Annotated in this window: 21 protein-coding genes, 1 pseudogene and 1 other annotated feature; of the genes and pseudogenes, 5 read left to right on the top strand and 17 right to left on the bottom strand. The window is 30.5% G+C overall.

What is annotated here, in order from left to right; translation table 11 throughout:
• Nucleotides 1-275 precede the first annotated feature (275 nt).
• The 3 genes from ACREVU_RS16305 to ACREVU_RS16295 form a co-directional block, all read right to left on the bottom strand.
• Nucleotides 276-1667 (bottom strand): PTS mannitol transporter subunit IIBC, encoded by a 1392-nt coding sequence (locus ACREVU_RS16305; protein WP_431552658.1) that lies wholly within the window; start codon nucleotides 1665-1667, stop codon nucleotides 276-278.
• Nucleotides 1668-1977: 310 nt separating this feature from the next.
• A complete protein-coding gene (locus ACREVU_RS16300) occupies nucleotides 1978-3609 on the bottom strand; it encodes a carbon starvation CstA family protein (RefSeq protein ID WP_431552657.1) in 1632 nt (543 codons plus the stop codon).
• Between the two features lie 55 nt (nucleotides 3610-3664).
• A complete protein-coding gene (locus ACREVU_RS16295; RefSeq protein ID WP_431552656.1) occupies nucleotides 3665-4168 on the bottom strand; it encodes a DUF8052 family protein in 504 nt (167 codons plus the stop codon).
• A gap of 591 nt (nucleotides 4169-4759) precedes the next feature.
• On the opposite strand from ACREVU_RS16295, the gene fdxA reads away from it, so the two are divergent.
• Nucleotides 4760-4930 (top strand): 4Fe-4S ferredoxin, encoded by a 171-nt coding sequence (gene fdxA, locus ACREVU_RS16290; RefSeq protein WP_125001991.1) that lies wholly within the window; start codon nucleotides 4760-4762, stop codon nucleotides 4928-4930.
• A gap of 63 nt (nucleotides 4931-4993) precedes the next feature.
• Here fdxA and ACREVU_RS16285 read toward each other — a convergent pair whose 3' ends face one another.
• The 6 genes from ACREVU_RS16285 to ACREVU_RS16260 form a co-directional block, all read right to left on the bottom strand.
• Nucleotides 4994-5845 carry a YitT family protein gene (locus ACREVU_RS16285; RefSeq protein ID WP_431552655.1) on the bottom strand — a complete coding sequence of 284 codons (852 nt, stop codon included), beginning with the start codon at nucleotides 5843-5845 and terminating at the stop codon, nucleotides 4994-4996.
• 365 nt (nucleotides 5846-6210) lie between these two features.
• The gene (asnS, locus tag ACREVU_RS16280) at nucleotides 6211-7602 is read right to left on the bottom strand and encodes an asparagine--tRNA ligase (RefSeq protein ID WP_431552654.1); all 1392 of its coding nucleotides are present in this window, start codon (nucleotides 7600-7602) and stop codon (nucleotides 6211-6213) included.
• Between the two features lie 67 nt (nucleotides 7603-7669).
• Nucleotides 7670-7942 (bottom strand) — a binding site (T-box leader).
• A 93-nt stretch (nucleotides 7943-8035) separates the two neighbouring features.
• Nucleotides 8036-8791 (bottom strand): acyl-CoA dehydratase activase, encoded by a 756-nt coding sequence (locus tag ACREVU_RS16275; protein WP_431552653.1) that lies wholly within the window; start codon nucleotides 8789-8791, stop codon nucleotides 8036-8038.
• 236 nt (nucleotides 8792-9027) lie between these two features.
• Complete coding sequence (locus ACREVU_RS16270) at nucleotides 9028-9273, bottom strand: hypothetical protein (RefSeq protein ID WP_431552652.1); 246 nt, start codon at nucleotides 9271-9273, stop codon at nucleotides 9028-9030.
• 134 nt (nucleotides 9274-9407) lie between these two features.
• Nucleotides 9408-10271, bottom strand: coding sequence for a YitT family protein (locus tag ACREVU_RS16265; RefSeq protein ID WP_431552651.1), 864 nt, complete (start codon nucleotides 10269-10271; stop codon nucleotides 9408-9410).
• A 277-nt stretch (nucleotides 10272-10548) separates the two neighbouring features.
• On the bottom strand, nucleotides 10549-11286 hold the full coding sequence (locus tag ACREVU_RS16260; protein ID WP_431552650.1) for an MBL fold metallo-hydrolase: 738 nt from the start codon (nucleotides 11284-11286) through the stop codon (nucleotides 10549-10551).
• Between the two features lie 216 nt (nucleotides 11287-11502).
• Here ACREVU_RS16260 and ACREVU_RS16255 point away from each other — a divergent pair, with 216 nt between their 5' ends.
• Nucleotides 11503-11871: a VOC family protein gene (locus tag ACREVU_RS16255; protein ID WP_431552649.1), complete on the top strand. Its 369-nt coding sequence runs from the start codon at nucleotides 11503-11505 to the stop codon at nucleotides 11869-11871.
• A gap of 56 nt (nucleotides 11872-11927) precedes the next feature.
• On the opposite strand, the gene clpA is transcribed toward ACREVU_RS16255, so the two are convergent.
• Entirely contained in the window at nucleotides 11928-14225 is a 2298-nt protein-coding gene (clpA, locus tag ACREVU_RS16250) for an ATP-dependent Clp protease ATP-binding subunit ClpA (protein ID WP_431552648.1), read from the bottom strand.
• Nucleotides 14226-14227: 2 nt separating this feature from the next.
• Nucleotides 14228-14545: an ATP-dependent Clp protease adaptor ClpS gene (locus ACREVU_RS16245; RefSeq protein WP_431552647.1), complete on the bottom strand. Its 318-nt coding sequence runs from the start codon at nucleotides 14543-14545 to the stop codon at nucleotides 14228-14230.
• Between the two features lie 269 nt (nucleotides 14546-14814).
• Between ACREVU_RS16245 and ACREVU_RS16240 the strand changes: the two genes are divergently transcribed.
• The 3 genes from ACREVU_RS16240 to ACREVU_RS16230 all read left to right on the top strand — a co-directional run bounded on the left by ACREVU_RS16240 (nucleotide 14815) and on the right by ACREVU_RS16230 (nucleotide 16768).
• Nucleotides 14815-14964: a hypothetical protein gene (locus ACREVU_RS16240; RefSeq protein ID WP_431552646.1), complete on the top strand. Its 150-nt coding sequence runs from the start codon at nucleotides 14815-14817 to the stop codon at nucleotides 14962-14964.
• Nucleotides 14965-14967: 3 nt separating this feature from the next.
• The gene (locus ACREVU_RS16235; protein WP_431552692.1) at nucleotides 14968-15561 is read left to right on the top strand and encodes a CsxC family protein; all 594 of its coding nucleotides are present in this window, start codon (nucleotides 14968-14970) and stop codon (nucleotides 15559-15561) included.
• 178 nt (nucleotides 15562-15739) lie between these two features.
• Complete coding sequence (locus tag ACREVU_RS16230; RefSeq protein ID WP_431552645.1) at nucleotides 15740-16768, top strand: DUF7852 domain-containing protein; 1029 nt, start codon at nucleotides 15740-15742, stop codon at nucleotides 16766-16768.
• Between the two features lie 238 nt (nucleotides 16769-17006).
• Here the strand turns inward: ACREVU_RS16230 and ACREVU_RS21365 are convergent.
• The 6 genes and pseudogenes from ACREVU_RS21365 to ACREVU_RS16200 all read right to left on the bottom strand — a co-directional run bounded on the left by ACREVU_RS21365 (nucleotide 17007) and on the right by ACREVU_RS16200 (nucleotide 21950).
• A pseudogene (locus ACREVU_RS21365) lies at nucleotides 17007-17234 on the bottom strand (glycoside hydrolase family 31 family protein).
• Between the two features lie 178 nt (nucleotides 17235-17412).
• Nucleotides 17413-17793: a hypothetical protein gene (locus ACREVU_RS16220; protein ID WP_431552644.1), complete on the bottom strand. Its 381-nt coding sequence runs from the start codon at nucleotides 17791-17793 to the stop codon at nucleotides 17413-17415.
• A gap of 570 nt (nucleotides 17794-18363) precedes the next feature.
• Nucleotides 18364-19125 (bottom strand): YdcF family protein, encoded by a 762-nt coding sequence (locus tag ACREVU_RS16215; RefSeq protein ID WP_431552643.1) that lies wholly within the window; start codon nucleotides 19123-19125, stop codon nucleotides 18364-18366.
• 227 nt (nucleotides 19126-19352) lie between these two features.
• Nucleotides 19353-20096, bottom strand: coding sequence for a glycerophosphodiester phosphodiesterase (locus ACREVU_RS16210; RefSeq protein ID WP_431552642.1), 744 nt, complete (start codon nucleotides 20094-20096; stop codon nucleotides 19353-19355).
• 162 nt (nucleotides 20097-20258) lie between these two features.
• Nucleotides 20259-21155 carry a DMT family transporter gene (locus ACREVU_RS16205; protein ID WP_431552641.1) on the bottom strand — a complete coding sequence of 299 codons (897 nt, stop codon included), beginning with the start codon at nucleotides 21153-21155 and terminating at the stop codon, nucleotides 20259-20261.
• Between the two features lie 99 nt (nucleotides 21156-21254).
• Nucleotides 21255-21950, bottom strand: coding sequence for a YoaK family protein (locus tag ACREVU_RS16200; protein ID WP_431552640.1), 696 nt, complete (start codon nucleotides 21948-21950; stop codon nucleotides 21255-21257).
• Between the last annotated feature and the right edge of the window lie 122 nt (nucleotides 21951-22072).

Here is a 22072-nt window from a genome sequence, read left to right as displayed (position 1 = left end):
TTATTATATTCTAGTAAACAACTGCATACAATTCAAAGATATATTGATTAGTCAGTAGCTAATGATGACAATATTTAATATGTAATAAATATTAAACACAATACCAAATTAATCTAGAACTATTCCACCTATTTATTATCCACATATTCACAAAAATTTATTTATATGAATTCACTGCATTTTCAAAATATCTTTATATATAAATTACTTACAATTTATATTTATACACAAAAACAGTAAACCTTAATTTACTGTTTTTATGTATAAGCTTCTAATTATAAAAGTCTATTTACTAATTTATCATATTCAGGACTATTGATAAAATTTTTAATTGGAATAATTTCCGCCTTTGGTGCTCTGCTTCTTGCCCTATCTGCTAATGTTTCATGAGTAATAACAAGTTCTGCATCAATCGGAATTTCGTTTATTGCGCAATGAACAACCTCTATATCAAAACCTGCTTTTTTAAACTTGTTCTTTAATGTTGTTGCTCCCATTGCACTTGATCCCATTCCTGCATCACATGAAAATATTACTTTTTTAAAAGTTTTAACTCTTACTCCCTTTAACTCACTAACCTTTTCTTTTGCCTGTTCCAATTCATTTCCTGTTGTCTTGCCATTTGATCTTTTAATTATTACAGATGATATTAAGAAGGAAACCACAGCGCCTACAAGCACACCTGCCAGTACTCCTAAATATCCTCCTTTAGGAGTCATTGCAATTATAGCAATTATACTTCCTGGAGATGCTGCTGCAATTAATCCTGCTCCAAAAATTTGGAAGGTAAATATTCCACTTGCTCCACCACAAATTACTGCTATTATAAGTAGTGGGTTCATCAAAACATAAGGAAAATAAATTTCGTGTATTCCACCTAGAAAGTGAATTATTATTGCTCCAGGTGCTGATTCTTTTACTGCGCCTTTTGCGAACATCCAATAGGCTACTAGTACTCCAAGTCCAGGACCTGGATTTGATTCTAATAAGAAAAATACTGATTTTCCCATTGTTTTAATTTCTTGTGCACCTATTGGCACCAAAATTCCATTACCTATTGCATTATTTAGAAACAATATTTTTGCTGGTTCTATAAATATAGCTGCCAGTGGTAATAACCCTGCTTTTACTATGACTTCCACTGCATTTTTTAGAACACCATTTAACCCTAGTACTACTGGGCCAATTCCTACAAATGCAACCAATGCTAGAATAGCTCCAATTATACCCGCTGCATAGTTGTTAATTAGCATTTCAAAACCAGCCGGCACTTTCCCTTCGATAGATTTATCGAATTCCTTTATAACATAACCACCCAATGGTCCCATTATCATTGCGCCCATGAACATTGGAATATCTGCTCCTACTATAATACCCATAGTTGCAATTGCACCAACTACTCCGCCTCGTGTCCCACCTACCATTTTACCACCAGTATAACCTATTAATAAAGGCAGAAGATATGTTATCATTGGACCAACTAATTTAGCAAAATTAGAATTAGGGCGCCAGCCAGTTGGTATAAATAATGCTGTTATTAGCCCCCATGCAATAAATGCACCTATATTGGGAAGTATCATTCCACTTAAAAATCGTCCGAAACCTTGTACTCTTTCTTGAGTTTTTCCTTTGGTTTTTATTTTAGCATTTACTTGAAGGTTTGACATTTAAATTGCCCCCTATATTTTTTCGTAATTGCTGAAAATTTCTGCAGAAACTATTTCTTAATTACTTTAATTTAATTATATACAAGTAAACATTTACATACAATCCAAAGATAAACTAATTAGTCATTATATGATGATGACATTATTTAATATCTAAAAAAGTGCCACCCACATGGCAATTGGCATGTGGGTGGCAATTATAACCTTGTAGCATCTTGTAGTACGATCCAAAATATAAAAAAGGGTAGATCATGTCCATGAAAATCACGAACTTGCTCTACCCTTTTATCTGAATAATTAGGCTATTTCTTTAAACACTTACGTTTTTGCCTTTTGATTTACCACTTAAGGCTTTGTAAGCTTCTATTATTAATACTATTGCAAGAATGAATAATAAAACTGCAAAACAACCTAGAATCATATTTTTATTTTCACTGAATAAATATTGTTTAATAAGTAGGAATAATGCTGAAAGCGAAACTATAAACATAAAGACCATTGGAATTAAAGTCATAATAGTTTTCTTTCCAACTTTCGCAAGCCATGAAGTTACTGCAAGTAAAGCTAAGGCTGCTAATAATTGATTTGCTGAACCAAATATTGGCCAAATTTTTTGATACCCATATGCTAATAATGCAGCAGATGCAGCTACCGTTATAAAAGTTGCGGTATACATGTTTGCATAGGTTTTCTTAGTTTTCTCAGATGCATTTGTAAAAAATTCTTGAAATATATATCTACCTATTCGTGTAGCAGTATCTAAGCTTGTTAAAGCAAAGGCAGAGAAAGCAAGAATAACAAAAACTTTTCCAACCTGCATTGGCAATCCAAAACTATTCATAAACGTAGCAACACCACTAGCAAAAATTTGTGCTGGAGTACCTTGCGATTTAGCAACATATCCAATAGAAATAAGAGCAATTATTGCAACTAATCCTTCAATGAGCATTGCACCATAACCTATGAGTTTCGCATCACCCTCTTTATTAATTTGTTTTGATGTAGTTCCTGATGCCACCAAAGAGTGAAAACCTGAAACGGCTCCACAGGCAACAGTAACAAATAAGAATGGAAATAGTGTTTGATTTTTAACTGTAAAAGATGTAAACCCTGGTAACTTCATAGTAGGATGAGTTAATAGTATTCCCACTACTGCACCAGCCAGCATTGCATAAAGTAAGAAAGAGCATAAATAATCTCTTGGTTGTAATAACATCCAAACTGGAAGTGTAGATGCCAACGTAATGTAAATTAAAAGAATGATATCCCATTGAAATTTTGTAAGCTTAGCAATTGGGAAGGTATAGCCAAGGTATACACATAAAAACAATAGTGCAACACCTATAACCGTAGATAAACCAATGCTTGCATTTTTTCTATAAACAACAAAACCAAATGCCATTGCAAGGAAAATAAATAATATTGATGCAGTCCCTGCACGAGCCCCAGTAATAAGTTCCGGCTTCATAGCATCAAAGGCAAAAGTTGAAGCACATATATCTGTAAAAGCTGCAACCACAAGGACTAATGTAACCCATGCGAAAATATTAAATATCATTTTGCCTCTTTCGCCTATATTAATACGAATAATTTCACCTATGGATTTTCCTTCATGTCTCATGGATGCGAATAGTGATCCAAAATCATGCACACCACCTATAAAAACACTACCAATCAAAATCCATAATAAAACTGGTATCCATCCAAAAATAGCAGCTTGAATTGGTCCTGCTATAGGTCCAGCACCAGCAATAGATGAAAAATGATGTCCTAAAAGAATTTTTGCATCTGCAGGACAATAATCTATATTGTCCCGTTTTGTATAAGCTGGAGTTTCTTTTTTAGTGTCTATACCCCATTTTTTAGCAAGGTATCCACCATAAGTAGCATAAGCGGTTAAGAAAATAATAATTCCTAGAAGTAATAGTACTATAGAATTCATTAATAGTCCCCCTTCTTTTTATATAAAGATGTAAAAATATACACCTTTTTATCTATTATAAAGATGTAGGAATATACACCTTTTTCACTCTTCTGCCTTGCTTATTTGAAATAACTAGATTATTACTTAAATCAACTAATAATAGCCGTATTTCACTCCAGCCATGAAAATAGAATTTGTAGGGTTTATTAAATTTAAATTTTTCTATGAAATTTTCTGTACTCTTATCTATAGGTGTACTACATACAATTACTCCCGTTATAGTTGAACTCTTATGCTCTCTATGCGGCTTTACTAAAGTATTAATCACCGTCTTCAAATATTCTGTATACTCAACAACATCTTCCATATTAACATTTTTGTAATCCTTTACAACACAATATTCGTTAAATTCAAATCTATCAATTATATCTGTTTGCGTCATAAAAGTTCTCCCACCTACACCTCTGTATTCAGCGAAGAGACTTATTTTTTTATCACATAGCTCTATGTTTTTACTTATATCAAAATTTTTATTGTATTTTGCAAATAAATTTTCCATGTAAATGTTTTCTATCATCAAAAACACCACCTATTATTTATTTAGGTAAACCTATACATTATATAATTGATTTTCTTACATAATACCTCTATTTTATTTATTAATCAAGCAATTATATACACTATATTTTAAAAAAACTATTTAATAACTATAAATCCTACGCCTTTCTACATTTACGAGGAAAAACTATTATGTTTTCTCTTATTCGCGCTGAATATAAAAATATGTTTTTTTATTTTATACTGAATAGTCTGTTAATTTTCTACATATAATACTACCGATAGTTATTAACTCGCAGCTAAATAGATGAGCTCATCTTTAATATATATACAGCTAAAGTTATTAACTACCAATGTATTAAGTTAACTGTTTTAAATCTAGTTTTTAGCTGTGACTACATTTAATTCAGTTCACTTAATACCCCACTTTTTTTATATCCACAAATTAGGCACCTCTAATTTTCCATAGATTAAATTCTATGGTTTTAGTTTTATACCTAATGTTTAGCCCATCCATAACTAAATCAAAAATAATTAATCTTAATACTTTATTTATTAGGCCAATTATGGTATTATGTACGTGGATTATTAAAAAAGGAGGTTGATTATTATGTCATATAAAATTACTGATGCATGTGTAAGTTGTGGAGCTTGTGAGCCAGAATGTCCAGTTAACGCTATAAGCCAAGGAGATTCTATATTTGTTATAGATGCTGATACTTGTATCGATTGTGGAGCTTGTGCTGGTGTTTGCCCTGTAGGCGCTCCAGTCGAAGCTTAATTAAAAACATATTTCACATAATTAAAATATAAGCTACTGACTTTGTCAGTAGCTTATATTTTTTCAATCATTTATATCTTTAAATCCCTCTCCAAGAATTTCATGTACATTATATGAGATTATAAATGCTTTTTTATCAATTTCTTTTATAAAAATCTTTAATTTTATAAATTCCTTTTTACCTAAAACAGTAGTTATAATTTCTTTTTCCTCATTAGTATATGCTCCTTTAGCTGTATATAAAGTCGCCCCTCTATCTAACTCTTCAATAATATATTTTTTTATATCTTCGCCTCTTGAACTAACAACCTCAATTTTCTTGCAAATATTCATTCCTGCAATAACTGCATCTATGGTAAACCCGTTGATAATGACTCCAAGCAATGCATACATTCCAATTTTAGGTCCAAAGGCAATACCTGCGAAAATAGTTACAAAAAAATCAGACAAAAGTAAAGCCTTGCCTATATCTAAATGAAAATACTTATAAAGTATTTTGGCTATGATATCAGTTCCTCCTGTGGAAGCATTTTGGTTAAACACCATACCCATGCCCACTGCTCCAATTAATATTCCAAAGATTAGCTCCAGAAATAAATCGTTTGTTATACTACCACTCATAGGGTAAATCTTCTCTAATCCCCATATCATACCAGATAATCCCAAGCTAGAATAAATTGTCTTAACTCCAAAGCTAGATCCTATAAATATAAACCCTATAATGAATAGGATTATATTTAATATAAGCATTATAGCCCCAATAGAAATACTTGGCATATACGAATTTATAATCATAGCAAGGCCACTAACTCCACCTACAGCTAAATTATTTGGTACTAAAAAGAAATACACTCCTACAGCTACGAGCGCTAGTCCAATAGTTATTAAGATGTACTCTTTAATGATTTTTTTCATACTTATTCCCTCCTCATTTGTATTTCTCTATATATACTCCTTAAAATATATTTAATATTTATAATTATTATTTTATAACCATAAAAAACCCTTAACCATAGGTCAAGAGTATACTCATCACCAGTATTCACTTACTGGATCTTTAGAATCTTAATATAAAATATCTATTTTCTTTTTTTAATAGGCTATATAACTGCACATCTAAAATTATACACTAAAATATCAGTTTTGTTAAGCTAATTATATATGAGTTCTTTGTGTTCTTTGCGTTCTTGCTATTTTTTCAGGTACTTAAATTAAAGTAGCTCCCAATTTATATACATTAGGAGCTACTTTAAAAAGTATAAATTAATTACAAGGTAATATTAAAACTCAGCACTTCCAGTTGTCCTTGGGAACGGAATAACGTCTCTAATATTGCTCATTCCTGTAATATACATAATAGCCCTTTCAAATCCTAGTCCAAATCCAGCATGTTTAGTTCCGCCATATTTTCTTAGCTCTAAATACCACCAGTAATCTTCTTTATCAAGACCACATTCCTCCATTCTAGCTTCTAAGACATCTTGCCTTTCTTCTCTTTGACTTCCACCAATAATTTCCCCTATTCCTGGTACAAGTAAGTCCATAGCAGCAACTGTTTTATTGTCATCATTTATTCTCATATAAAAAGATTTTATCTCTTTTGGATAATCAGTTACAAATAATGGCTTATTATAAACTTCCTCTGTTAAATATCTTTCATGTTCAGTTTGAAGATCACAGCCCCAATTTACTGGATACTGAAATTTCTTTCCTGATTTTTGTAAAATATCTATAGCTTCAGTGTAAGTCACTCTGCCAAAATCTGCATTAACGACACTATTTAGTCTCTCAATTAGACCTTTATCTACAAAACTATTGAAAAATTCCATTTCTTCTGGAGCATTTTCCATAACATATTTAATAATATATTTCATCATATCTTCTGCTAGTTGCATATCATCTTTTAAATCTGCAAAAGCTATTTCAGGCTCTATCATCCAAAACTCAGCCGCATGTCTTGCTGTATTAGAATTTTCTGCTCTAAATGTTGGCCCAAAAGTATAAACACTTCTAAAAGCCAGTGCAAATGCCTCTGCTGCCAATTGTCCACTTACAGTTAAGCCAGTTTCTTTACCAAAAAAGTCTTGCGTAAAATCAACTTTTTTGTCTTTATCCAAAGGCATGTCATTTGCATCAAGAGTAGATATTCTAAACATTTCACCTGCACCTTCACAATCACTACCAGTAATTATTGGTGTATGTGTATATACAAAGTTTCTCTTTTGAAAAAACTCATGTATAGCAAAAGCAGTTAGTGACCTTACTCTAAATACTGCTGAAAAAGCATTGCTTCTAGGTCTAAGATGTGCAATAGTTCTTAAATACTCAAAAGAGTGTCTTTTCTTTTGCAATGGATAGTCAGTATCTGACATTCCTTCTAAAAGTATTTTAGTAGCTTTAAGTTCAAATGGTTGCTTAGCTCCTGGTGTTACAAGTAGTGTTCCTTCTATAGTCAAAGAAGAGCTTATAGGAAGCTTTGCTATTTCCGGAAAATTCTCTAACCCTTCCTCAAAAACTACTTGAATATTTTTAAAGAAACTTCCATCATTTACTTCTATAAATCCAAATGCTTTAGAAGCTCTTAAAGTTCTTATCCATCCTGAAATAGATATTTCGCATCCATCATACTTTTCTTTTTCTCTGTAAATTTGTTTTACTAACAATTTTTCCATAAAATTGCCCTCCTTATATTTTTATACTTTTTTAGATAATAAAAAAAGCCCTTCCTCCCTTAATAAATAAAGGGACGAAAGACTATAATTTCGCGATACCACCCAATTTGTCATAAAATATGACCACTCTATTCAATACAGAATTATAAAATTCATGTTGTGAATTATAATTCGATAATGACCAATAATTAACGGATTGGACCCGTCTAAGCCTACTCTCTTGAGGATTTCGGTTAGAAACTCTGAGATGTTCTTCAATATAAACTTCGTATTGGTCTTTCACCACCACCAACTCGCTATGACTACCTCTTATATTTACTCTTCTCTTCACAGTCTTTATATGTGAAAATTATAATAATTAGTATCTGAACTAATTAATTTTTATATTCTAATTTGAATTATAATATTTTTAATAATAATTGTCAAATTTTTTTTATAATTTACTTGCCATTATTGCCGCCCCTATAGCCCCTGCATATCGTCCTAATGAGTTTGCAGTAACTTTTTTTCCTAATTTTTCTGATAAACTACTTAAAATATAATCATTCCCTGATAACCCTCCTGTAAGAAAATAATTAAATCCCTCAGAATGTTTTCCACATAATGAACTAACTTTACTAACTATTGAATCAACAATAGCATAGGCTATATCCTCTTTTTTCTCCCCCCTACCCATAAGACTAATAACTTCAGATTCAGCAAAAACAGTGCACATTGAACTTATTGTAATTCCACTACCTTGAATTGCTAAATCACAAAGTGAATCTATATCCATGCCTAGAGCATTAGCCATAATCTCCAGAAATCTACCAGTGCCTGCTGAGCATTTATCATTCATAATAAAGTCAGTTATCAAACCATTTTCTACGGTAATAACCTTTGTATCTTGTCCACCTATATCGATTACTGTACAGTCAGTACACAATAAATATGCCGCACCCTTACCATGACAAGTTATCTCTGTTATGGTTTTATCTGCGTAGGGCACAGATACTCTTCCATACCCTGTTGCTACAGATTTTGAATTCCCCTTATTTATTCCTAATAAATTCAGTTTTTCTTTGATAGTATTAGCCGTTGCGACACTACTCCATCCAGTGGGCATTACAAAGTATTTCTCTAACTTATCGCCATTAAATACTGCTACTTTAGCTGCTGTTGAACCAATGTCTATTCCTATGTAAAACATATTTGTCTCTCCTTATATTATATTTATTTTAGCTATATATATGATTATAGTACATTTTATCTTAAATGCTCAAATTATTTTACTATTTATAATGAAAAAACAACTATTAGCAATTTAATAGTTGTTCTTCCATATTCTATCTTTATTATCTACATCCTGATATATTATTAATAAATCTATCTTATTTAATTTTCTAATTAATCCTTTAACCTAATTTATCAACCTTTTGTGTGCCATTAATCAAAATCTTCATACTCATCTTCGTCTTCAAACTCATCTTCAACTATTTCACCAATAACTGAATCACTCTTAGCTACTTCTCCAGTAACCTTATTCTCAACAATAATGTTAGACTTTACACATCCATCTTCTTCACTTATAAAAGTTCTTGCTGTAACATCGCCTTTTTCTAAAGCTACTCCTTGTGTAAGTTTTTCTGGATGATCAAATGTAATAGGCTTATTATTTAATCTATCACTCATTGTATATTCACTTCCTTTCTAATAGTATTTTGTGCAGGAAGTCATCCAAATATACTTTGAAAATGTTGCCTAATTTACATCTTTATAAAATTAAAAAGCTAAAAAAATTTTAATTCATTATTTCAATAACCACTTTATTCTGTAAATCCTTCTCCTAATACCTCTCTAACATCTGCAATAGTGATAAATGCTTTAGCATCTATTTCTTTAACCATTTTTTGCAGAGGCACTAGTTGATTTTTACCAACTACTACAAATAGCACCTGTTTTTCTCCCTTTGTATACATTCCTGTACCATTTATTCCAGTAACACCTCTTTTTAAATCCTTCAATAATGCTTCCGCTATTTCCTTAGAATTATCTGAGATAATAAATACCGCTTTGGAAAAATTTATTCCTTCAAGTATGCTGTCTATAACTTTTGAAACTATATATACAGATATAAGTGCGTACATAGCTTTTTCAATTCCAAATACAAAAGCACCTATTATTATTATAGTTGAATCAATTACTAATATAATCTTAGCTATTGGAACATTCTTTAAATAAACTTTTATTATATTTGCAGCTAAATCAGTACCCCCAGTGCTAGCAGATGCTCTTAATACAAAGCCTAATCCTATTCCAACGAACACCCCACCAAATATACTTGAAAGCAAAACATCGACCTCTGGTGCTGGTATAAAGCTTGTATAAAACAATGCAAAAGATAAATAGGCTGCAGCGAACACAGATTTGCCTACAAATTTTCTTCCCTTAAGTTTTATAGCAATAGCAATTAATGGTATATTCACTACAATATTAGTAAGCCATAAAGGTATTCCTCTTCCATATTGTTTTTCTGTAATATATTGAATTATAATGGCAAGACCTGATAATCCACCAGTCACTAATCTTATTTTCGCCAAAAACATATTTACCCCTGCTGCCAGTATTGTACTTCCAATAATAATATAAATATAATTTAAAATATTTTCATTTTTAGTTTCTATTCTCATTTGCTTTAACCCGCTTCCTTTTTCATGCTTTCTACCTATTATTTCCCCTCAATAAAGTTATCACAATTATTACCTATTGTAAATGAAAAAGCCACTAATATTGACTATTTTTTGAATTCGTATGAATTTATTACAACAAATCTATCCCAATATAAAAAGCACTACATGCAATATTAATTTAGGGGGACTAAAAATATCGCATGTAGTGCTTTTTTATTTTGTTATTTAAATGATTAACATAAATGACTATATTTATTCACATTGTTTAAAAATAATTTCAATAAATTATCTCTTGTCCTGAATAATTTATTTCAACTGTTTTCACCTTGCTTTTTCTCATTTTATCAGCAAATTTTTTAGTAACTCCAACATCCTCTCCAAAATGCATAGGAATAAATAAGTTAGGATGGATTTTTTTCAAGAAATACTCTCCGCCTAAACAATAAAATTCTTGGAGTCTTGAATCTACGGGGAAAAATGCTATGTCAATAGGTTTTTCTTCTTTTAGTTTCTTAATGTGAGCTTTAAATGAAGATTCTGCTAAAGATTGCTCCTCTATACTATCCTCTTTCCAGTGCCACCAGTTAAGATCACCAGCATGAAAAATAGTTAACCCATCCACTTTAACTAAGAAAGATATACCAATATCTGTTGAACCATACGCTTTTACATAAATACCTTGAAATGATTTTTCTTCGCCTTCCTCCATAAAGCTATAACTAGGTTTATTTACATTTAGCTTTATGTCTTCACTAAAAATATATTTTATATTACTATTATACTTTTCCCACTCTAGAATTTTAGAATTAAAATGATCAGCATGACTATGAGTCGCAAATACAAAAACGTTTTTCATACTCTTTATATTTTCAGGTGATAACAACTCTAACTTATGATGTGTTTCATCATTTTCTAAAGATTCCTTATAATAATCAAATATTAAAAAATGATTTTTAGTTTTAATAGCAAACCCGCTATGATATATATAGTATATTTCAGCTCTCATTTCGCTCATAAAGTATCTCTCCTTCATATTTTTCTTATATCGGAATAATATCATATACATGTTAAAATAATTAAATATTTATTAGTAATTAAAATGTTAATCTTGCTATGATACTACCAAAATGAATGATGAAAATCAATAAAAACTTACAAATTAAAAATTCAAAATAAATGTATTAATGTTATAGTATATATATTAATCTTTTTAGAAAAGGTGGTTATATTAATGAAGTTTTCCTTTGATCATAATAATATAAATGTATTAGATTTAGAAAAAAGTGTGAAATTTTATAAAGAAGCATTGGGTTTTGTAGAAATTAGGCGGTTTCATGCACCAGATGATAGCTTTACCCTTGCATTTTTAGGGGATGAATCAACTAAACATAAGTTAGAACTCACTTGGATGAAAGATAGAACTCAAGCCTACAATCTAGGTGAAAATGAGTTCCATCTTGCTGTAGTTACAGATGACTTTGATGAAGCTTATGATTACCATAAAAAGATGAAATGTATATGTTATGAAAATAAACCTATGGGGATATATTTTATTATGGATCCAGATGGATATTGGACAGAAATTATTCCAAGAAGGTAATCATTATAAAAAAGATGTTGCATCTAAAGCAACATCTTTTTTAAACTATCATTTTTTTACTTTGCTTTAATAATTGAAAGTTTACCATCCACAATATCAACTACAGCACTACCACCCTGCGAAAGTTCTCCAAACAGTACTTCATCTACAAAATAAGTCTTTATTTCCTGTTGGACCACTCTATTGATTTCTCTTGCTCCATAAGCCTCAGAAAAACCTTTTTTACTTAACCAATCATATAGATTTTCTGTAACCACTAATTTTATATTTTTGGTTAAAAGTTTTTCTTCAAACTGTTTCATTGCCTTTTTAGCAATTTGAAGTGCCATCTCCTCATCAATTTTATTAAATACAATTATATTATCCAATCTATTTCTAAATTCTGGAGAAAATACCCTTTCAACTTCTTTAGTAATTGCTCCACCTGACCCTATTCTATCTCCAAATCCAATTATATTTTTACTAGCTTCCCTTGCTCCTGCGTTAGAAGTCATTATTAAAATAGCATTTCTAAAATCTGCCTTCTTACCAGTATTATCTGTAAGTGTTGCATAGTCCATAACCTGTAACAACACATTTAATATGTCAGGATGTGCTTTTTCGATCTCATCTAGAAGTAGAACACAATGAGGATTCTTTTTCATAGCCTCAACTAATAGTCCTCCTTCTTCATACCCCACATATCCTGGTGGTGAACCAATCAGTCTAGCCACAGTATGCTTCTCTTGGTACTCACTCATATCAAATCTAATGAGGGGAATAGACAAATTTTTTGACAATTGCTTACTTACTTCAGTTTTTCCTACTCCTGTAGGTCCTACAAAAAGTAAAGATGCTATTGGCTTGTCTTCTTCATTAAACCCTGCTCTAGATCTCTTTATGGCTCTTACCATAGTGTCTATAGCTTCGTTTTGACCAAAAACTTGCTTCTTTAAATCGCTGTCTAAGTTTTTTAGTGTAAGAACTTCATTATTTGATACACTTTCCTCTGGAATTTTTGCAATTGAAGCTACTACTTTCTCCACTGCACTCACCGTAATAACAACAGGTTCTTGATTATTTTGTGCATTAAGCCTTGCATAAGCACCTGCTTCATCCATAATATCTATTGCCTTATCTGGTAGATATCTATCCTTAATATACTTGCTAGATAACCCAACTGCTGTTTTTAAAGCCTCTTCTTTATATATAACATTATGGTAATCTTCATATCTGTCTTTTAAACCCATAAGAATATCAAAAGTATCTTTAGTAGAAGGCTCTGGAACTTCAATCTTTTGAAATCTTCTAGCTAGAGCACTGTCTTTTTCAAAATGTTTCTTATATTCATCATAAGTAGTTGATCCAATGAATCTTACCTTACCATCTGCAAGAAAAGGTTTAAGAATATTTGATGCATCCATGGCCCCCCCAGAAACTGCCCCTGCACCAACTATAGTATGGATTTCATCAATATAGACTATAGGTTTTTCCTCTTTACTGATTTCTCTTAATACTCTTTTAATACGTTCTTCAAAATCTCCTCTATACTTTGTACCTGCAATTAGAGACCCCATATCCAAATAAAATATCTTACTTCCTTGTAATAACTTAGGTACCTTATTATCCATAATTAGTTGTGCAAGTCCTTCAGTAATAGCAGTTTTACCTACCCCTGGTTCTCCTACGTGCACCGGATTATTTTTAAGTCTCCTGCATAATACCTGCAGTGTTCTTTGAAGAATGTCTTGTCTCCCAATAAGCGGATCCATTTCCCCTCTCCTAGCTTTTTGTGTTAACTCCACAGTAAAATTGCTTAGAAAGTTTTCTTCCCCCTTTGGGTTATTCATATCTTCTTCAAATGCTTGGTCTACATCTTCTTCGTTTTCTTCAAATTCAACGGACTCTTCTTCCTCATGGTTTATTGTACCTGCAAAGTCAAAAGTATCTACTACAGATATGCCGTGGGCTATATAATTAAGAAGATCCCGCCTCTTCACTTGCTGTTTACGCAAAAAATACGAAGCAAAACTTTCCTCATCGTCATACATGGCTACAATTAAATCACCTATTCTAACCAATTCTTTTCCCGAAAGCATAACGTGATCTTCTGCTGTTGATAAAATTGTTTGAATACCAATTGTTTGGATTGGCTCTGCATCTTCCACAACATCTATATTTTCCTTTAAAAATTTTACTATCTGTTTTTTTAGAGTTTTAACATTACCACCACTATTCTCTACTATATCAATTCCCTCATCAAAAAATAAAGAGGCATAAAGAATATGTTCTGGGGTGAAATATTCATGATTGGACATTTGAGCTTCGTTATAAGCCGCCGTAATAATCTCATTTACTATATTATCTAATTGCATAATTACTCCTCTTCTAAGGTCAATTTTAATGGGAAACCACTTTCCTCACACATTTCCATAGCTTGAATGATTTTTGTTACACCTACGTCATAGCTATATATTCCTGCAATGCCTCTACCTTTTTTATGTACATCAAACATAATTTTCGTGGCTTCCACAACCTGTTTTTTAAAAACTCCCACCAATACTTGCACAACAAACTCCATACTTGTATAATCATCATTATGAATAATTACATTGTACTTATTGGGTTCTCTAATCTCCATTTCTATTTTATCCTTAATATCGACCTTTTCATCAAAAATACTTTGCTGCGACATAATTACCAACTCCACTGTTTTAATCAAATTTTATCTTTGTACCTATTCAAATAATAACTAGTCTATTTTATTTCTAGTATCTTACTATAAGACTATTATATCCTACTTGTTTATATATTACTGCATTTACCTATATAATATCAACTATTCTATGCTTTTTTCTTTTATGTGTAAAATTTATAATATGCACATATTCAAAGTAACCTTTTATTTGTTTTCTACATATTATGTAGTAGGTCTTAAGACCTTAAAAAAAGGAAGAATTACCTTTGCGCAACGATCAAGTCCTTCAACCTAATCAAGTTTGTGGAGAAATTATCAGTTCACAAACCTTACCTTTAAGCAGCGGAGTTACTATTAACCCACTTGGTGTTAATGGACCGCTAGTAGCTAAGATTCCTGTTGTTCTTGGCGAATGACAGATTCAAATAGATGTTGAAGCTGAGTTTAGATTACAAGAACCCTACTTTGAAATTAAAAGAATAAAGAAAAATGTATATTTAACCCAATGTGAACTACTTCCAAGGACAAACGTAAGCCCTATTGGCATCCCCATATCCGGGAAGTTATTTATAAGTGGATTTGTAAGAAAAAATATAGAGTATGCTACTGCTGACTGTGTAGAAGATAAAATTGTAAGTGGTAGAATAGCTCATACAACAATAGATGTCCCATTTACAACAGTAACAGAAGTTATATATGCTATAGCACCAATAATTAATGTTCGTGGAATTCAAACTGAAATAGATTATTTAAGTGGTTGTGCGTGTCATGACTGTACCGGAACTGTTATTGGAAAGTTAGGTTGTCAACAATCTTTTGAAGATGTTGTACCTTTTACTGAAAAACCATACTGTGAATTAGAATTAGTAAGAATTATTGAAGAAGATCTTCATAGAAATCCCGTAGACACTTATTCTGAATTTAATGTACAACTTTATGATAAAGTAATCGAAAAAATGGTTATATATGTAACGGTTAAAGTATTACAATTACAACAAGTAAATATTTTATAGTCATTTAATCATAGCCGTTCTTCTAAAATTAATATTATGTTAGAAGAACGGCCATTATTATAAAATAGTTTTGTTTTATATTAATGATACCTAAATACATAAGACAACTAAAGAATAACTAGTCAGCATATTCTAGTCTATTTAAGATGCCAAATTTCTAAAGTAAAGGAGAATTTTAATGATACCATTCAATAACTATGATAATTTAGGCATGTTACAACTACTTATTATTTGGGAACTATTAGAACAATTGCCTTGTAATGTATTCGGAAATAAACCAATCAAAAAAAACTTAGTGAATAATAAAAGTAACATGAACTCAAATAATTTAAGTGTAGAAAAAGAATGGAAAGATAAAATCAATACAGAATGCATACCTCCTATACAACAAGTAAATATTGGAAATGAACCGAAATGTATAAATGGAAAAAATGAAATTGATAATAGTATTTACACCACTGACGATATTAAGAATACAAACAGTGTAAACCCAAATAATTGTAGTTACAAAGAAAAATCTGAAATTATTAATTCGCATACATTTCCTTTAAATAGTGGGATTAATATTGCACCCGTCGGTACTAATGAGCCCGTAGTGACTATGTTAAATATTGTACTAACAGAAAAGAACATAGACATACCTATTGAATCAATTCTTAAATCAGAAAATTCTGCATTAGATATAAAAAACATTAAAAAGGACTTATATTTAACTAATAGTATACTGCTCCCAATCTATGATAACCATGATATTTCTCCTTCCTTAAGTGGAAAACTTTTTTTGGAAGGCTTTATTAGAAATAAATTAGATTTTTATATAGCAAAAGATGTTCATAATGGGATAATTAATTTAGCTTCTCAAAGTGTAATAACTTATATTCCTTTTAAATGTACTACTTTAATCCAGTTTAAAACTCCCCCAGTTTTATCTAAAGAAAAAAATCCAGATTATATACCCATATATATATCATCACATTGTGTAAATATTAAAAAATATATTGATTATGGCATTCATCCTATAAATTGCGAAATAAAAGAAGCTAAAATTCACGAAACATATACTCTTATGGATAAATCACCCTTTAATAAAAACTTTCCTATAGAAATGGAATTTCATACTATCAAAGAAAAGATAATAGTAAATCTTTCAATAACCTTGCTGCAGGAACAAGATGTGGCCGTAAATTATAAAAACAATCCCGAGTAATTTTTTTTGTATAATAATATTTGTATAAATAAATATATTATGGCAAAACTATTAAATGTTAAGTGATCTTTATTTTATTCTCCTAACAAATAATTTTCATTTTACAGTTGACTCAATTATACTAAATCATATTCTTTAAAAGCTCTTTCAAATGGTGAAAACCCCAAGGTAAATTGGGGTTTTTATCGTTGCCTTGGTTCTTATTATCTTATGTCTATTTTTGAATTTCCAACCGAAACTACAAAGGTAGTTTTTTTTTGTTATCTTCAACAATTTCAAAATGAATAATATATCTTTCTCCTTCTATAACTTCTTTTGTCCAATAATCTATCCAAGTTCCTTGTGGTAAATATACAGTTCTTGCCTTTTAGCCTTGCTCTAAAACTGGAGCCACAAGAATGTTTTCACCAAACATAAATTCTTCATTAATTTCATAAGTTTTTTGATCCTGCTGATAATGTAGCATTAAGGGCCTTATTACTGGAAGTCCCTTGTTCTCTGAAGTCCACATCATGTCATAAAGATATGGGAGTAACCTATATCGTTATTTTATATATTTTCTCAGTTATTTCATCAAAAGCCCAAGGTTCTTGATCTCTTGTATGAATTGATTTCAGATTAGTTAAATGCAAGTTAGACAAGATTTATTGTAATGTCATTTTAGTAATTTCTTTATAGTAAGTAATACTTTTAGCTTCATCACTTGTGATTAAATTATCTACAAGTAGTATATTATCAATATCCACCATTTTAAAAGCTTTAGTGTTTTTATTATGCGCATCACAAATCTTAATGCTTAAATTCTTTCCTTGCTTATCGCCAGTCTTAATTAAGAACAAAACATTTTCTTCCTCATCAGAAAGATCTTTAAAGATATTAAAATTTTCATTTATAAGTAAAGAGTTAATAACATCTTTTCTTAAATCTTTTTTTATGATTGCTATAGTATCATCATGTTTTATAAGATATTCCGAAATAAAACCCACTAATTCCTGCTTTGATTGAAATAATTGTGTATTTGGCATTTATATTACCCCCTAAATTATTAAACCAGATTGTTTCTTTTATACATTGTATTGCATTTTAATACATAAGTCAATAGTATAATGTAATATCTAAAAATATATTTTAATTAATTTATGCCGCACTTCTCGTGTTTAAGCCGTTTAACGCAGTGTAAATTCTAATTAATTGACATAAGATTATTTTTTGAACAATCATTTGTGAATAATTATTCATTGAACTGTATATTGTTATCAATTAAAATTCAAGTAATGATAGCATATGAAATCGCTAAGCCAGTTTATAACACCCTATGCAATTACTTAAATAACAATTCAGAAACTACTATTTTTCTTATATTATGCTAACAAAAGTATATATCACGTAAAATGCATTTGAATAAGCCTTAGTAATTCACAATTTATTTTATTTTCAGGTGCGTAAAGAAAATCGCATGTTTGAGCGATAACGAGTTTGCGGTTTTTAGCAACTGTAAATAAAATAAATTTTAGAATTACTTGACGAAATGAATGCATTCCTAGTGATATATACTTTTCTTTATAGTATAATATAAGAAAAATTTCAGTCCACAATTACCTATCGAATATATAGGAATTTATTACCGCTAAATACTCCCTGACAAAACAAGTAGGAATTAGCATAGGATGAAGTGGTGCCGGATAACCATATACCTTTAAGCCCTGCCTTTGTGCTAAAAATTTTGCTCTAAACATATGAAAATTATTTGTTACAATTGTTATTTCTATATTTTTACTTTTGTCTAGTTTTTTCAAAACCTCTGCTGTAAATTTCATATTTTCTAAAGTGTCTGTTGATTTTTCTTCTTTTATTATCTGAGCACCTGCTACTCCATGGTTAACTAAAAATCTTTTCATAGCCTCTGCTTCAGTAATACTCTCACCAGAACCTTTTCCTCCTGAAACTACTATTTTAACACTAGGATTGATTTCAATATATTCTAAACTAGCATAAAGCCGTTGATAAAGTGCCGTTGAAGGAACTTCGCCTCTAAGACCTGCACCTAAAATCATTAAATAATCACTTTTCTCTTTATGCTTTGATACAGCCGATCCAATTATGCATCCTTCAATAACTACAAAGGACGCTAGTCCTATAAAAAAGCATATTTTTATTGCACTTCGAATTTTGCCGGGTTTCAGTAAAATATATTCTTTTTTACTTTTAGTTCTAATTAATCCAAGTGTTATCAATAATACCCCCAGAGCCAAATAAAACTCTGCAAAAGTTACTCTCCCTCCAAATATTATTGTTCCTATAAAATAGACTTCACATAATAAGCCTAAAGCTATGTATAACTTACCCCTGTTTTTCATGATTTCCCCTATCCTCTCTGTGGATTATAATGATTTTACTTATATAGTATCATTTTTTCCCACATAAACGGTGACATATTAATAACAATTCATATTAAAGATTGTAAATACTTCTGTAATTTTTATAAGTTTTTAATAAATAAAAAAAGAACATATCGTACAATTATGTACCCTACATTCTTTAATAATACCAATTAGAAGATCCTATCCATAACAAAAATGCTTTTTTATAATTCTGCTTTTCTATTATTATCTAACATTAATTTATGGAGTTTATCTGGACAATTAGTTATAATACCATCAACCTTCATATCTAATAAAAATTTCATTTTCTCTTCATCATCCACAGTGAACACATTAATCTGAGTTTTGTGCTTTTTAGTTTCTTTAATTACTTCCTCATTTATTGCAAGAACATATGGATGGATAGCTTTCGCCCCAACAGTGCTTGCATAATTATATGGTTTATAAATTCCTTCCATATACAATACTCCGGTATTAATAGCTTTAGATATTTTATTGCACTTAGCTATAGAGTAATGATTAAAACTTGATAAAATAACTTTGTGATTTATCTTATGCTTATAAATTAAATCAATTAACTTTTGCTCAATGTCTTCATATATTACTATTCCATTTTTAATTTCGAAATTAATAACAATATCACTATCTAAAGTTAAGTAAATGAGTTCCTCAACAGTAGGTATTTTAGCTCCTGCAAATTTCTCACCCATCCAGCTTCCAGCATCTAATTTATTTAGCTCCTTATAGGTATAGTCCTTTACTAGTCCCTCTCCATCAGTTGTCCTATTAACCATCTCGTCATGAATAAGTACTAATATACCATCCTTCGTTAGCTGTACATCTGTTTCAATGCCTGTAGCTCCCATTTCTATAGCCTTTTCAAATGAAATCAGTGTATTTTCCGGGTAATATGCACTTGCACCTCTGTGTGCGTAATTAATTGTCATAATACCAGCCCCTCCCCAAAACATTCTGAAATTTTTATGTGCATCTGATTATGAGTTATTCATTCTTTAGCCAAAATTTTTATTGTTAATAAAGTATAATTTAATTTTATCATCAATATTCCTTATATTATGTTATTTATTGTTAAATTATTAAAATTATCTTCAGATAAAAAATAATGCAACTCCAACAATAGTTATAGCTGCTCCCAATACCTCTTTTGCTGATACCTTTTCTTTAAATACAATCATAGCAATAGGTATAATTAATATACGTGAAGTTGAGGCAATTGTTGATGCTACACCTGTAGATATATATTGAATAGCCAATAAGGATAGAGATACCCCTATAAAGGGACCAAAAAATGACCCTATGATAATATATTTTATAGCCTTAAAATCTTTTAATGCTAAAGCTAATTTACCCCAATTTTTTTTCAAGGTAATTATTATTGCAAATACAACTGTAGCAGAAATAATTCGAATTTGAGTAGCAGCAAAAGCATCGTAACTACCCATACCTAGTTTACTGAAGACCATACCTGCAGCCTGCCCTATAGCACCAACGAATGCATATGAAATGCCCTTAATAGGATGAGACAATTTTACTTTTTTCCCCTTAGAGCCTTTCACTAATATAACAAGAAAAATACCACTCATAGTTATAAACATTCCTAAAAGATCTAAAACTGTAAGCCTTTCGCCTAAAATAAGAAATCCAATTAATGCTGTTATTGGTGGCACTACTGCCATAATTAATAAGGATATGCGTGAACCTATAAGCACAAAGGCTTCAAATAAAAATAGGTCTCCTAAAACAAATCCTATAATTCCGGAAATACTTAGCCATATCCACGTAGTCCCCGAAGCATCAAGTGGCAAAAACATTCCTCTAGTAAATAAAGTAAATATACCTATTAGCAAAAATGCTATAATAAGTCTTATAAAATTTACAGAAAGTGAACCTACTCTTTTTCCAGCTGCTTCAAAAGCAATAGGAGTTATTGTCCAACAAATAGCTGTAACAAATGCTGCTACTTGTCCTATATTCAAATCAAACATGTATATCCTCCCAATCCTTTATTACTAATTTAAGTGTATCATATTTTATATTAAAATTCACCATATTTCTTCGATACTGAGAATGCATTTGTTTTATTTTCATTCGTAAATATTAAATAATATAAGAGCAAAAATCAGTACAATTACAGCACCCCATATTGCTTTGACACCAAAATCAAATGTTAAAATTCCACCTAAAAAGGCCCCAAAGAAAAATGAGAGAACTACAATAAAAAGACGAATACTTCGAATAGCTGATTCACGATCCCTCTTAACAAAAGCAATATATGCGGCCTTCGAAGCTGATCTCAAATTTCCTGTGGACATAGTTGAACTATATGCGGAATCAACTAGTTTAGGAAACGAGGCTACTTGAACCGAAGCCATAAACGAAACTGTAACAGTCACAATAATATTCGGTATGGTGTTAGGTATAAATCCTATGATAAAAAAGACTATAATTTCAAAAATTAAAACTGCCCGTTGCCAACTTAGTATAAATAAACGTGATGAATTATCTTGTATTAATTGGGTAGTAATTATTCCAATTATAAAAGCGAATATAGGTGGAATATGGGCCACTGAATGCATCCATTCTCCTTTCGAAGCATATATAGCTACGAGCACAATATTTCCAGTTTGGGCATTAGCAAATACACCGCCCCTTCCTATGTATGTATAAGAATCCAAAAATCCACCCACAATTGCAAGGAGTATTGCAAATCGGAAAGATTCATGAATCTTATGTTGTGAATGTAAATTTCTTTGTATTATATTAAAAACATTATCAATCAAAATTCTAAACCTCCATTTATAGTCGCATATTTTTATGATTAAACATTAATAATATCTTAATATAGTATAAACATAAAAAATATATATCTTCATCTTTATTTTAACACATATTATTAGACTAT

The sequence above is a fragment of the Clostridium sp. genome (genome assembly GCF_050717535.1).
GTDB lineage: Bacteria > Bacillota > Clostridia > Clostridiales > Clostridiaceae > Clostridium_AD.
This window is presented reverse-complemented; position numbering and strand designations above follow the sequence as displayed.